The organism is Maridesulfovibrio spiralis (SeqCode) (assembly GCF_048571135.1).
Taxonomy (GTDB): Bacteria; Desulfobacterota; Desulfovibrionia; order Desulfovibrionales; family Desulfovibrionaceae; genus Maridesulfovibrio; species Maridesulfovibrio spiralis.
On record NZ_CP182344.1, the window covers coordinates 2,567,967 to 2,580,096 of the forward strand.

Consider the following 12,130-nt stretch of genomic DNA (forward strand, 5'->3'; position numbering starts at 1 on the left):
AAGGAGTAGTAGGTGGATAAAACGCATCCGTCGGTTGTCTTTTTCAGCGGGGGAACTGCTTTAAACGGGCTGGCCTCCGAGCTTGCAAAATTTAATCCGCAGTGCGCTTATATTATTACCACTTTTGACTCCGGGGGCAGTTCTGCAGCATTGCGCGAAGTTTTTAATATGCCGGCGGTAGGTGATGTCCGTAACCGCATGCTCGCCCTTGCCGATACAGACAGCCCCGAGAAGGCTAATATTGTGGCTATGCTCAACACCCGCCTGCCCCGCTATGCAGACCGAACCGCCCTTTACGGCCAGCTTTCCCATCTTGCCAATGGTTCACATTCCCTTATGGATGGATTTTCCGAAATAGTCCGCAAGATATTATCAGAACGTTTCGCGCTATTTATCGAGCTTGCCGGGGACAGCTTTGACCCGGTGAATGCCAGTCTTGGCAATATTGTGCTGGCTGCTGGGTTCATGGCCCATCAGCGGGTATTGGCTCCGTCTATTGCCCAGCTTTCACGATTGATCGGTGTAAGAGGTATTGTCCGTGCATCCACGGTGGACAACGGACATCTGGCGGTTCGTTTGATGAATGGGGAAATTCTGGCCGGACAACATCTTTTCACCGGCAAGGAAAGCGACCCGGTCAGCTCACCTATCGACGGTATGTGGATTTGTTCCGGTGTGGATGATCCTTGGCCGCGTTCAGTGCATGCTTCTTCATTGGCTATTAACTTGGTGAACAATGCGGACTTAATTGTTTACCCCATGGGCAGTTTTTATTCCAGTACTCTGGCGGCTCTTTCTCCGCGAGGTTTAGGACAGGCTGTGGTGGCTAAAAATTGTCCCAAGGTTTTTATTCCCAATATGGGGTTTGATCCTGAACTTCTGGGACATGACATTAATCTTCAGGTTGAACGCATACTTGAAGCTATGCGCATGGACAGTGCTGCTTATATAAATTTGGACAGGGCTTTGAATTATATCCTTATTGATTCGGAAAAAGGTATCTATCAGGAAAATCAGGACTTCGCGGCCTTGGAGAAATTACCGTTGAAAGTAATTGACCGCAGACTTGTTTCCGATGAGTCTGGAGGACTGATTGACCCGCAATTGTTGGCTCCAGTGCTTATGGAGCTTGCCGAGACAGGCGGATTGCGTGATCCGTAAAATCTGAAAATAAGGAATTGTTATGTATATTGGTGCCCATATGCCCATTACCGGCGGAGTGGACAAAGCGGTAGAGCGAATAATGGCTGTCGGCGGGACAGCGTTGCAGATTTTCACTCGCAATCAGCGGCAGTGGAAAGTTAAGCCTCTCGAATCAAAGGTCGTGGCGAATTTTAAGAAATTAAGGGAAGAGTGGGGCAATTATCCGGTCAGCGTCCATGATTCATATCTTATCAATCTGGCTTCCCCGAAACCGGACGGAGCCGCTAAGTCCGTAAAGGCTTTTGCTGAAGAACTTCGCCGTACAGAACAGCTGGGAATTGAATATCTGGTTACCCACCCCGGTTCCCATCTTGGATCTGGTAAGATGGAGGGCTTGGAACGCTACGTCTCTAATCTTGATCAGGCTATTGCTCTTTCGGAAACTGAGGAAGTGAAGGTTCTCATTGAAAATACCGCCGGTCAGGGAACAAATCTGGGCAGCAGGTTTGGTGAGTTGGCTACGATTCTGGAAGATTCCGGCTACACCTCACGCATGGGAGTGTGTTTTGATACCTGCCATGCTTTTGCTGCCGGATACGATCTGCGCACAGCTGAATCTTGCGCTGAGGTTTTCGAACGTTTTGATAAGCTTATCGGTCTTGATTTCATACGTTTTTTTCATCTTAATGACAGTAAGCAGGAACTTGGGTCCAATAAAGACCGTCACGAGCATATCGGTCAGGGAAATATCGGGCTTGAGGGGTTCCGCAGCATAGTCAGTGATCCGCGTTTTTCAAGCATTCCCAAGGTCATTGAGACCCCAAAAGACGATGATCCGGAATTTAAACTTGATATAATGAATATTGAGCTGCTCCGCTCCCTGCGTGATTAGCAGGTTCGGATAGACTGTGGCTGGCTGGTTTCTGCGGCCGGGTAAAAGACTGTCTCCAAACCGTCTTCCCCGCCGTAGATTTTCGGCTCATTTTTTAACTACAGATTTTCAAGGCAGTTTTTCAGGGTGGATACGCCACAAGAGTGGAACATGTGCAAGGGAATCTGCTTGGCTTTGGTGTATTTTACGATGTCTTTTTTCGCTGCGTGGGAAATCTGGTTGGTGAAGATAATCACGTGGTCGGCATTGCCCAGTTTTGCTGAAACTTTGTTTTCCTTTCCGGTAAAGACTTTAAGCTTCACGCCTTTTTTCTTGGCTGAAACAATGTAATCCCTTTTAAGTCTGTCCATTCCGCCTATCAGAGCTGCGCACATGATTGCCTCCATGTTTTAAGTTTTGATTATTTTATAGTGAAAATGATTATCAGTGTCAAGCGAAAGGGGCGGAAAATAAATTGTCTTAAGTAGATGTATGTAAGTATTTTATTAGATAGTAAAAATACCTCTAATGACGGTATATGTTTTTATTTCGGTTTGAGTTATTATATAAATCCAAATGAATTGGCTTAATTCTTTTTCAGACTAGTAAAAATTAATAATTCTGACTGAAAGATATCTGCTTTGATGAAAAAAAAAGAAACCGGTCCTGGATCAGGAATAAAAAACATCGGATACCGCATTTTGCTGTTTTGTGCATTTGCGGTGTTTGCCGGTTTTGTCGGGCTTTCACTATGGGTTGGATATTCTTCACAATTACAAGTTAGAAATACGGCCCGTGAGTTGTTTGCCGGAGAATCCGCAAGAAGGGCCATGGCTGTAAGTGTTTACTTTTCCAATCGCGTTTCCGAGCTTGAGAATATTGCTGCAAGTGATTCTCTGCAATCGATGTTGAGTTTTCTGTATGAAGGCGGGCGTGATGCCGTTGCCAAGGATTTGGGTTCTGTTCAGGATTTGTGCGCGCTGCTTGATTATGATCTTTCTGAGCGTGTCGTGGGGGACGAACGGGCTTACTCGCGTATTGCCATACTGGATAAATACGGCAAAACGCTGGTCGATTCGGATGCTGATTGTTCATTGGCGGACGATTCGAGTGGACTGGAGATGTTCAGGGTCCGGCACGGAACCCCTGCTTTTTTTGCCGGGGAATATGGTGGCGAGCTGGCTATTGTCGTAAGTGCTCCGGTAGATGCCTCTTTGGGAGTCAGGGGGACTGTGGTCGGCTGGACAAGGCCTGAAAGTCTGCATCGAAGCCTTAGCTTTATGACAGTCTCCCCCGCAATCGGTAGCGATTTTCTGCATGTCGGATCAACTGTTATGGCTGTTTCCGATAATTCAGCCAGACTCAGTGGTGAGCTTCTGCTTATGGATGTCCTGCATGAGTGGAGCGGGCTGACCGTGGTTGAGGGCGGAGAGGACGGTCGGGAAGTGGACTATCTTGCTATTTCTTCACCTGTGCAGGGGACTTCGCTTAGCATCATAAGTCTTGTTGAAGAAGAGAGGCTTTTTGGCATTCTTAGTTTGCGGATGCAATATTTGCTTTCGATAATGACATTCCTGCTTATTGTGAGTGGCAGCCTGTGGTTGATCCGGTCTATCCTGGCCCGCAAGGTCTATGAAGCGCGTATGCAGGAAGCCGCCAAGAGAGTTGATGAGGTCAATAAAAAGAACAAGAAAATAGAACAGGAAGTTAAAAATCGTCAATTAGCCGATTCCTTGCGTCGGCGGGCCGAAATAAAATTCAGGGATATTTTTGATAACGCTCCGATAGGTATTTTTCAGGCCACACCGGAAGGAAAATATCTGACAGTCAACAAAGCTCTGGCTGGGCTTTATGGATATGAGAGCAGCGAGGAGCTGCTGGATAATGTCCAAAACCTGAGTAAACAGGTCTATGTAAACAGTTCTGATTGGACCCGTGCTGTGCAGATGTTACGCTTGTCCGGGCAGGTTTTTTCATATGAAGTTGAGTGTTTGCGCAGGGATGGGAGTTCTGTCTGGACATCACGGGATTTTAGGCTGGTTGCTGCTGAGCCCGGTGTTCCGGATTATGTGGAAGGGTTTGTTATTGATATTACAGCCCGTAAGAAAGCCGAGGAGAAACAGCAGGATAGTGAGTGGAGATTCCGGTCTTTGTTTGAGAATTCTCCGGTAGCCCTTTTAGAACTTGATATGGGGGAACTTAAGAAACATCTTGATTCATACGGCTCAGACATGCTCCCTGTTATCCGTGAAGAGTTGCTATCAGATGCATCTTCGCTGCGTCGCTGTGTCGATATGGTTGATATTATTGATGCAAATAACCGGACAATTGAATTTTTCGGCAACAATTCCCGTGAAGAATTATTAAAGGGCGGACTCACTGCTTACGTTACCTCTCACTCCTGGCGCATTTACAGAACAATTATTCTTGATTTGCTCAAAGGGATCAAGCGTCACCGCAGCGAGTTCAATTTTGTGCGGCTGGACGGAAAGCAACAATCTTTTATTTTAAACCTCAATGTTGTTCCGGGCTTTGAGAATTCGTGGGGTCGGATTCTGGTTTCGGTTGAAGACATTTCTGAACTGAAGATGATTGAGCGGGAATTGCGGATCAGCAGGGAAGATGCCCAGAAAGCTAATGAGGCCAAGGGGCGTTTTTTGGCTAATATGACTCATGAATTCAGAACCCCTATGAACGCGGTCAAAGGCATTGTTCAGCTGCTGCAGCGGTCGGAGATGACCCCTGAGCAGCAGGAGAATCTGCGTCTGATCAATTCCTCAGTCGATAGTCTGTTGGTGATTGTTAATGACATTCTTGATTATTCCAGACTTGATTCAGTGCATATGGAACTGAATGAGGAGAACATCGATTTTCCGGTCTTTTTACAGGATATTCGGGATATGTTTGATGTGGGGGCGATGAATAAGCCGTTGCAGGTTATTCTTGATGCTAAGGGAGTACCGGGGTGTGTGCGCGTGGACAGTCTCAGGCTGCGTCAGGTGCTGGTCAATCTGCTCGGTAATGCGGTCAAGTTTACCGACAAGGGTAGTGTGACCCTGCGCTGCGGTATTGCCTCACTCTCTGATGAAGAGAGTAAAACCTATCTTTCATTTGAGGTCTCGGATACCGGAATAGGTTTGCCTGATGGAGCTGTTGAGTCATTATTTAAGTCTTTTGTTCAGGCTGACCCAAGTATAACCCGCCGATACGGTGGGACCGGATTGGGGCTATCTATCTGTTACAAGCTGGTTAAGCATCTCGGCGGGGAATTGTCGGCCAGCAATAATGATCAGGGCGGGGCGCTATTTTCTTTTATTCTGCCAGTAGAAGTCTGCGAAGAAGTTGCCGGAGCTGAAAATCTTGCGGATGTTCGTCCTGTTCAGGATCTTTCCGCTTTGAAGGTGCTTGTAGCAGACGACAGCAAGATGAACCGAATCCTGCTGCGTAAGATTTTTGATAAGAACGGCATTACGGATTACCTGATGGTCGAGAACGGTAAAGATGCTGTTGACGCTTTTGACGATGCTGACGATTTCGATATAATTTTCATGGATATCCAGATGCCTGTGATGGATGGTTTTGAAGCAACCAAGGCGATCCGTAAGACACATTCCCCGGTCAGGATAGTGGCCCTTACTGCTAATGTCGGAGCGGAATTGTTGGAGAAATGCTTTGAAAGCGGCATGGACTCACGCATCACCAAGCCTTTTAATGTGGATGATCTTTTGGCGGAGCTATCGGAGGTTGCCGAGGCTTAGTCTTGTAATATGTTATTTCCGGTGGAGATCTTTAGGTATAGAAAAATAATGTTTATTTAGTAGTTTATGTCATTTTTATTTCGTCCGATATTTCTTGAACGGTTTTTATTACAATGGTAAATCCATACTTAGGCAGTCGATAAAAACTCCATCTGTGGCGTTGCTGCGAAAAGTATGTTTTTTTACGGACGGATTGTGATGCTAAAGGCTCTTGCACAGAAAAAATATAATTATTTGCGTGTGGCCCCTTTACCTCATTTTGTTCTGGGGCTTTGCATTGGTATGGTCGTAACCCTCGTATGGCTTGCGGCTGAGTTTTACCGTGACGGACACCGTTTCGGTTTCATCACCTCTGCTGCAATCGCCATGAGCTGGGTGACCGGGGCTTTTTTCTCGGTGGCCGATATTATCAGCAGGTATCGGGAATATCTGCGTATCCGAAAGATGCTGGTTGATAAGGGGTTCAGCGATAAAATATTTAAAGCTGTGGCAACTTCCCGCTGCCAGCGAGACGCCGCACTCTGGGCCGCAAGGCAGACCGGGTACGGATGTCTGGCTAAAAAAGTATACCACCGTCTGGGATACCGCTGGTATCACGTTATGCCCGATAAGCTTGTAAGTAATCCCTTCAGACTTTTTACGCCCAAATTTTTACGCACCGCCTTCAAGCCCGGTAAGCGTATTTAATTTGCTTAGCGTGTATTTTTTAATGTTATCGAGTAAAAAAGCCCACAATATCATTATGATATTGTGGGTTTATTTTTTGTAAGAATTTAGGGTAATAATTTTTTAATGCGCATTAGGCCGGGCACGAAAGATAAATTTCCCGTCTATTTTTTCTGGTGCAGCTTTGTGTCGGGCCGGGATGTTGCGATATTTTGTTGCCTGATAGCCGAGGAATAGTGCTCCGTGGGCCATGTGGTTGTCCGGTATTTCCAGATAATCCAGCACTTTTTGACTGTATGCAGCGGCTAGGACTATGTATCCGGCCCAGCAGGTTCCGTAGCCTTTTGCGTGAGCGGTAAGTTCAAGGGTGTTGGTAGCGATAACAGTATCCGCCTGCGGGGTTATCCCCAGCTTGGGGGCCCATGCGATGGCGGCTGCAGGAGCGTTGCGGCAGATAACATCGTTGCCTTTTTTCCATGCATTAACCAGACCGGGCAAAAAAAGTTTTTTTGCCAGCGGGTTTTTCTGCTTGACCATTTCCTCCATCCATTCGGCGACAACCTCCCCTAGTTCGTGGACCTTTTCCGGGCTGTCCAGAACAGTCCATGAAACGGGTTGTGCGTTGTGTCCGGAAGGGGCATAGGCGGCGGTATGGATCAGTTCGCCTATTTCATTAGCACTGAGCGTTGTTTTTTTAAATCTGCGGGTCGAGCGGCGGGTTTTGATCAATGTTTCTACTTTAGTGGAACTAGGTAGTTCTTCTTGGGTGAAAGGAACGGCCTGTTCGCCTTCAAACGCACTTAGAGTAATGGCGCCGGCGGGGCAGACTGACATGCAGTGGCCGCAGTTTATACAGTATTTGGTCTTCTTGGGATGGACGGTGGGAGTTTGACCATTTTCTTCTACACTAAGAACGGAAAGGGGACATACATGCACACAAAGCCCGTCCGCTTTGCAGAGCTCAGGGTCGATTATAACTGGCAACATTTTGTATCCTGTTTCGGTGAATGTGAATTTTGATTCACATGATAGTAAGCATTGATTTTCGTTTGGCTAGTCTTAAAAAAATCGGCCCCGTCTTTTTTAGGCGGGGCCGATTTTTTTAAGAGGTCAGTCGTTTTATACCGGCGGCAAGCATCAGTCCTGCCAATACGAGCGTCCACGGAGCTGTAACAGGTACAGGAGCTGGAACTGATTCAAGGAGTCCAAGTTTACCAATAGCGTGGAGGTTCTTATGGCCTCCGTAACCGAAGTGGGCGAAGCGGACCTTCTTGGGTTCGAATTCAACGTAAAATGCATTTTCAATATTATGCTTTCCTGTGAGCGAAGTGTAGTCGAAGACAGACTGCGTGGTCAGGGGAGTGTACTCTGTGTATCCGGTCATTCCTTTTCCGGCGTAGAAGCGGACAGTTGTACCGTGATCTATGTGCGCATCAATGTCACCGAGGGTGAAGGTCTCAGATGCCTGCAGTTTGCTGAATCCAATGGAACCGAGGTAGTTATTGTTGCCGAGTTTCCAAGTTTTACCTTTGTTTTCCATTACGAACTTGAAACTAGCTCCATGAGCGAGGGTTGCAAAAATAACCATTGCAGCCGCGAGAACCACGACAAATAAAGTCTTTACACTGAACAACTTCATTTGGCCCTCCTTGCGGCTGTGTGGTTAGGTTGAGCCTAGTAAACAACGCATACCTTCCTACTATATAGGTAAGGGTTAGGTGTTCAAAGTCAATGAAGGGATATTTTTGGCAAAGAAAAACTCCTCGCCGTGTGCACGGGGAGGAGTTTCGGTAGTTATGTATAAGTAATTATTGTTCTGCTTTCTTGATGACTTTTGCTTTGTTTGAAATGTCAGTGACAGGAGTTTCCGGCTCGGATTCCATTTCTGCTTCAGTTACGTCTACTGGTTCAGTGATGGTGAAATCGTCAGCCTCAATAGGAGCGGTTTTCCATGAAAGCTCCATGCTTAGTTTGTTTTTCAGTTTTTGGGTTTTGGCCTTGATTTTTATGTTGATTCCATCTGAAGGGGTCAGGGTTACTGATTCTTCGTCGTTCTGGATAACCATTTTTCCGGCTTTAAAGCTTTTCAGGATGTCTTCCAGAATGGCAATGGTTTCTTCCTGTCCGATTTTTTTCTTTTTCAGACCGACTTTTGCTTTTCCTTCTTTACCCATTATGTACCTTGCCTTTTTATGTGGTTATCAGGTCAGTGAAAGCAGGGCTTGCGAAAGAAGAAGCGGGTCAAGATACGGAGTGCTTTCTTCACTGACAAGCTCGCAATCAATTACCTGTATGCCGAGTTTGTTTATCTCTTTTTTGTCAACTCCGCCGGGGTAGATTCCGTTTACCGAGTCTATGAGGACAAAGTTGAGCACGTCACTGACGGTGATGTTTTCAGGATCGTCCTTACGCAGATAGTAAAGCAGTTTATGAATCTGGTCCGTGAGCGAGTGTCCCTTTAGTTCCGGGTCTGTTCCGGTGTTGGGAGTGAAAACTTTTGGACAACGGCTGTCGCTGATGGCTTTGCCTATCCCTTCCGGTAGCAGGTTGGCCACCACACTGGAATAAAAACTACCCAAAGGATAGCAGATGAGTTCTGCGCTGTTGATCAGTTTTTTCATTTTATTTCTGATCTGCACGGTGCTGGGTGTGGAGTCTTCCAGATGTTCTGCCAGCCAAAGTTTTTTGATGCCGGAACCGATGGGAGAAGCTTCCTTTCCGGTGAGCAGGTGTTGACCGACTACAAAGCTGCCGTCCTCCAGCTCAGCAGCAAGGTGGACATCCTGATTAACGGTGGGACGCACAATGCCGCGCACCTCAACCAGTTTGGAAAAGATATAGATTACCGGGTCAATGTGACGACGGTTGGTAAGGTAGCCGGCGGTGAGGATTATATTACCGATGCTGGCCCCGCGCAGGTTGAAGTCGCCCATGAAGTCCGCGAATTGTATGAAGTGGTTGCGGATGATTTTGCGCATGGGAGCGGGGATGTTGCGGACCAGCGGGTGTTTGCAGTCTTTCATCTCATCGAATTCTGCGCGCAGCTCGTCTTCCCCGGCATCCTTGGGCAGGCGGTAGGCGAAAAGTTTGTAGATTTCCGGGTTGCCCAGCACGGACTGGTCCGCAAGAGCCATGAGCCTGTTGCGGATATCGCCGACAGCCAGCATGTTGAACTGGTTGCGGATAACAGCTGAACTGCCCCCGGAATCAAACGGAGTGATTACGTGGATGCTGTTGTGGGTGAATTGGGCAAGTACGGAAGAAGTTTTCTTGAGAGCGGTTCCGCCACTGAAAAAAAGAATCCTCGGGCCGAGGTCCGGGGTTCTCCGGTAACGTTCCAGCTTCAGCGGGTCAGGAACCATGACTTCTCGTTCAATTTTAATGCGCATTTTTTTATGCCTCCGGCGGCTTAAGGGGAAGGGGAGAGGTCCCTTTGCTGTCGCCCAAAGGGGCCTCTCCCCTTCCCCTTAAGAATCCCCATCCCCTCTCCACCAAAGACGATTTTTAGTAAGTTCAGGATATAGCTTAGGGAATGGTTTTTAAATTAAAATTTCATATATTTTAAGTTATTGCAGTGTGTCTAGGTGCAAAATTTAAATGCGAAGCGGCGAAGCCCCGATAAAAGGTTTTGGGAGAGTCCAGAGAACCCTTTTGCAAAAGGGTTCTCTGGACCCCGGAGGGAATCTATTTATCAAAAGCGCGATAGCGCATCAAAGTTTTCCTTCTTTCATGAATTTCAGGCAGGCGTCTGCTGCTTTATCGAAATCCACGCCGCCGCTGATTTCAATGAGAGTTGTCTTTGACAGAAGATCTGCATAGGCGTCAACACCGGGATCATTTTCTTTTTCCGGCGAATCCGGGAGATAGAACAGTCCTGTCCCCTTCATGAAAGCGGGCACAAGGTCTTTGCGTTCTTTAGGGGCAACAATTTTAACGATGGTCTCGGAGTTGTCACGCTGCCAGTTGAGGATAACCAGTCCGCTCAGCGGTGCTTTGAGGATGAATTTGTCCGTTCCATAGCATTCGTCGATGAGAGCATCGTATTTGTGTTCCAGTTCCCAGAGTTCTTCCTTGGGCATGGACAGGAATTTTTCTTTATCTTCTGGGGCTACGATGCAGCTGAGGTCCGGGTTGTTAAGCGCTGTTCCGGGGTTGATGCGCGGCTGTTTGGCCACGCCGTACATGGTTAGAGAATCACCGTTGTCTTCGGCCATAATGCGGTCATTGCTGACGAATGTTGTGCCTCGGCTCATAAGATGCAGGGCGAGGGTTGATTTACCCATGCCGGAGAAACCGGCCATGGCGATTCCGCGACCGTTCTCAAGTACACCGGCAGCATGTCCGAGGAAGGAACCTTTGTTGAGCTTGTATTCAATGAAACGGTTGTTGATGAAGTTGATGACCTGATTGGAGTTTTCAATGCAGGGACCGATGGCGATGTTCTCGTTACCGCCGAAGACGAAGATCATCCCGGTCAGTCTTTTGTAGACCACGCGGCCATCAGGAAGGTTGTGAAACTCTTCCTTGATCTTGGTTTTGCCGGGATCAGGCTGCTTAACGGTGTATTCAAGGCCGAGGTCCGCTTTAGGGCACTCGTGTGCGGTGATCAGGATATCGCCTTTTTCGGCATCTATCAGAAATTCCTTGAAGTAGTTGTTCAGGTCAGCCAACAGTTCGGAGTTGTTGACCCGTGTTTCAATTACGCAGCCGCCGAAGTCGATGAACAGGGACTCAGTCGCCGGGAATTCGCTGCGGTATTTTTTAACAATAGCGGATTTGGTGATTGCACTCTGGTTCATTATCCTTCCACCTTTTTGATCACGTAGTCTACGTAATGGACAGCTGCATCAATGCCTCGTGCATCAAGCAGGCCGCGAAATCCTCCAAATGCCGATACTTCAAAAATATATGGGCCGTCAGGGGTAATGGCCACGTCAACGCAGGTGAAATCGAGGTTGAAAATAGCCTGTGCCTTATGGGCCAGGTCGATGATTTCCTGCGGGGGGTCCACCGGGGCATACTTGCCGCCGTTTACGGTTGTGGTGTTCCAGGAGTCAGTGGTTTTACAGCGTGCGTAAGTGGTCAGGTATTCTCCGCCGAGGAAAACTATGCCGAGGTCACTGTCATTGAGGTCGATGGTTTTCTGGATGTACATGGTATTGTACTCCTTATGGTAGTCCTCAATGATCTTGCGGGCGTCAGGTCCGGGCTTAAGTACGAACATGCCCCGTGCCTTGGTGCTGTAAAGTGGCTTGAAAACAGCTTCACCGTATTCTTCCACGGCAGCCAGAGCGTGATCCACGTCTTCTGTAATTGTGGTCGGGGGCATGGGGATATTGCCAAGCTGCAAGGATATTGTGCAGGTTAAGCGGTCCAGAACACGCAGGATGGAGTATGGGGAGGAGAAAATCTTTACCCCGCGTCCTTCGAGCATGCGCAGCATTTCAAGACGGTCGAGCAGATCCGGGGAGTACTGCCTGCCGATTTTTTTGATGATCAGCGCATCGTAAGTGGAAAGGTCTTCTCCTTCTACTATAGCCCGGCCTGAAGGCAGATCGAGGCGTACATCCTGCATTTCGAAAATCTTTGTAGCGCGGCCGGTCTTTTCAGCAACAGCCTTTGCAAGCTGCTCGGAGGACCATGCGCCTTTCAGTCCTATTACACCTATTTTCATGGTATGCACCTTTGATTA

11 protein-coding genes are annotated in these 12,130 nt (G+C 47.7%); 4 read left to right on the forward strand and 7 right to left on the reverse strand.

Annotated features, from left to right (window positions below; all coding sequences use genetic code 11):
- Positions 1-12 precede the first annotated feature (12 nt).
- Both ACNI29_RS11565 and ACNI29_RS11570 read left to right on the forward strand, forming a co-directional pair.
- Positions 13-1,161: a GAK system CofD-like protein gene (locus ACNI29_RS11565; RefSeq protein WP_419778530.1), complete on the forward strand. Its 1,149-nt coding sequence runs from the start codon at positions 13-15 to the stop codon at positions 1,159-1,161.
- Positions 1,162-1,183: 22 nt separating this feature from the next.
- Complete coding sequence (locus tag ACNI29_RS11570; RefSeq protein WP_419778531.1) at positions 1,184-2,035, forward strand: deoxyribonuclease IV; 852 nt, start codon at positions 1,184-1,186, stop codon at positions 2,033-2,035.
- A 98-nt stretch (positions 2,036-2,133) separates the two neighbouring features.
- On the opposite strand, the gene ACNI29_RS11575 is transcribed toward ACNI29_RS11570, so the two are convergent.
- Entirely contained in the window at positions 2,134-2,409 is a 276-nt protein-coding gene (locus ACNI29_RS11575; protein WP_419778532.1) for a DUF2325 domain-containing protein, read from the reverse strand.
- A 249-nt stretch (positions 2,410-2,658) separates the two neighbouring features.
- Between ACNI29_RS11575 and ACNI29_RS11580 the strand changes: the two genes are divergently transcribed.
- Both ACNI29_RS11580 and ACNI29_RS11585 read left to right on the forward strand, forming a co-directional pair.
- A complete protein-coding gene (locus tag ACNI29_RS11580) occupies positions 2,659-5,772 on the forward strand; it encodes a PAS domain S-box protein (protein ID WP_419778533.1) in 3,114 nt (1,037 codons plus the stop codon).
- Between the two features lie 198 nt (positions 5,773-5,970).
- A complete protein-coding gene (locus tag ACNI29_RS11585) occupies positions 5,971-6,459 on the forward strand; it encodes a hypothetical protein (protein WP_419778534.1) in 489 nt (162 codons plus the stop codon).
- 102 nt (positions 6,460-6,561) lie between these two features.
- Here ACNI29_RS11585 and ACNI29_RS11590 read toward each other — a convergent pair whose 3' ends face one another.
- From ACNI29_RS11590 to ACNI29_RS11615, 6 genes are all read right to left on the reverse strand, one after another.
- Complete coding sequence (locus ACNI29_RS11590; RefSeq protein WP_419778535.1) at positions 6,562-7,425, reverse strand: nitroreductase family protein; 864 nt, start codon at positions 7,423-7,425, stop codon at positions 6,562-6,564.
- Positions 7,426-7,540: 115 nt separating this feature from the next.
- On the reverse strand, positions 7,541-8,077 hold the full coding sequence (locus ACNI29_RS11595; RefSeq protein WP_419778536.1) for a hypothetical protein: 537 nt from the start codon (positions 8,075-8,077) through the stop codon (positions 7,541-7,543).
- Positions 8,078-8,246: 169 nt separating this feature from the next.
- Positions 8,247-8,612, reverse strand: a complete 366-nt coding sequence (locus tag ACNI29_RS11600; protein WP_419778537.1) for an amphi-Trp domain-containing protein — start codon at positions 8,610-8,612, stop codon at positions 8,247-8,249.
- A gap of 27 nt (positions 8,613-8,639) precedes the next feature.
- The gene (locus ACNI29_RS11605; protein ID WP_419778538.1) at positions 8,640-9,827 is read right to left on the reverse strand and encodes a GAK system CofD-like protein; all 1,188 of its coding nucleotides are present in this window, start codon (positions 9,825-9,827) and stop codon (positions 8,640-8,642) included.
- Between the two features lie 321 nt (positions 9,828-10,148).
- Positions 10,149-11,237 (reverse strand): HprK-related kinase B, encoded by a 1,089-nt coding sequence (locus tag ACNI29_RS11610; protein ID WP_419778539.1) that lies wholly within the window; start codon positions 11,235-11,237, stop codon positions 10,149-10,151.
- Positions 11,237-12,112: a GAK system ATP-grasp enzyme gene (locus ACNI29_RS11615; RefSeq protein ID WP_419778540.1), complete on the reverse strand. Its 876-nt coding sequence runs from the start codon at positions 12,110-12,112 to the stop codon at positions 11,237-11,239. Before ACNI29_RS11615 ends, ACNI29_RS11610 begins: the two co-directional genes overlap by 1 nt.
- Positions 12,113-12,130: the final 18 nt, after the last annotated feature.

What these genes read in the sequence shown, in the direction of transcription:
- ACNI29_RS11570 (WP_419778531.1), top strand. Translation starts at nt 1,184, where the DNA reads ATGTATATTGGTGCCCATATGCCCATTACCGGCGGAGTGGACAAAGCG.
- ACNI29_RS11575 (WP_419778532.1), bottom strand. Translation starts at nt 2,409, where the DNA reads ATGTGCGCAGCTCTGATAGGCGGAATGGACAGACTTAAAAGGGATTAC.
- ACNI29_RS11580 (WP_419778533.1), top strand. Translation starts at nt 2,659, where the DNA reads ATGAAAAAAAAAGAAACCGGTCCTGGATCAGGAATAAAAAACATCGGA.
- ACNI29_RS11585 (WP_419778534.1), top strand. Translation starts at nt 5,971, where the DNA reads ATGCTAAAGGCTCTTGCACAGAAAAAATATAATTATTTGCGTGTGGCC.
- ACNI29_RS11590 (WP_419778535.1), bottom strand. Translation starts at nt 7,425, where the DNA reads ATGTTGCCAGTTATAATCGACCCTGAGCTCTGCAAAGCGGACGGGCTT.
- ACNI29_RS11595 (WP_419778536.1), bottom strand. Translation starts at nt 8,077, where the DNA reads ATGAAGTTGTTCAGTGTAAAGACTTTATTTGTCGTGGTTCTCGCGGCT.
- ACNI29_RS11600 (WP_419778537.1), bottom strand. Translation starts at nt 8,612, where the DNA reads ATGGGTAAAGAAGGAAAAGCAAAAGTCGGTCTGAAAAAGAAAAAAATC.
- ACNI29_RS11605 (WP_419778538.1), bottom strand. Translation starts at nt 9,827, where the DNA reads ATGCGCATTAAAATTGAACGAGAAGTCATGGTTCCTGACCCGCTGAAG.
- ACNI29_RS11610 (WP_419778539.1), bottom strand. Translation starts at nt 11,237, where the DNA reads ATGAACCAGAGTGCAATCACCAAATCCGCTATTGTTAAAAAATACCGC.
- ACNI29_RS11615 (WP_419778540.1), bottom strand. Translation starts at nt 12,112, where the DNA reads ATGAAAATAGGTGTAATAGGACTGAAAGGCGCATGGTCCTCCGAGCAG.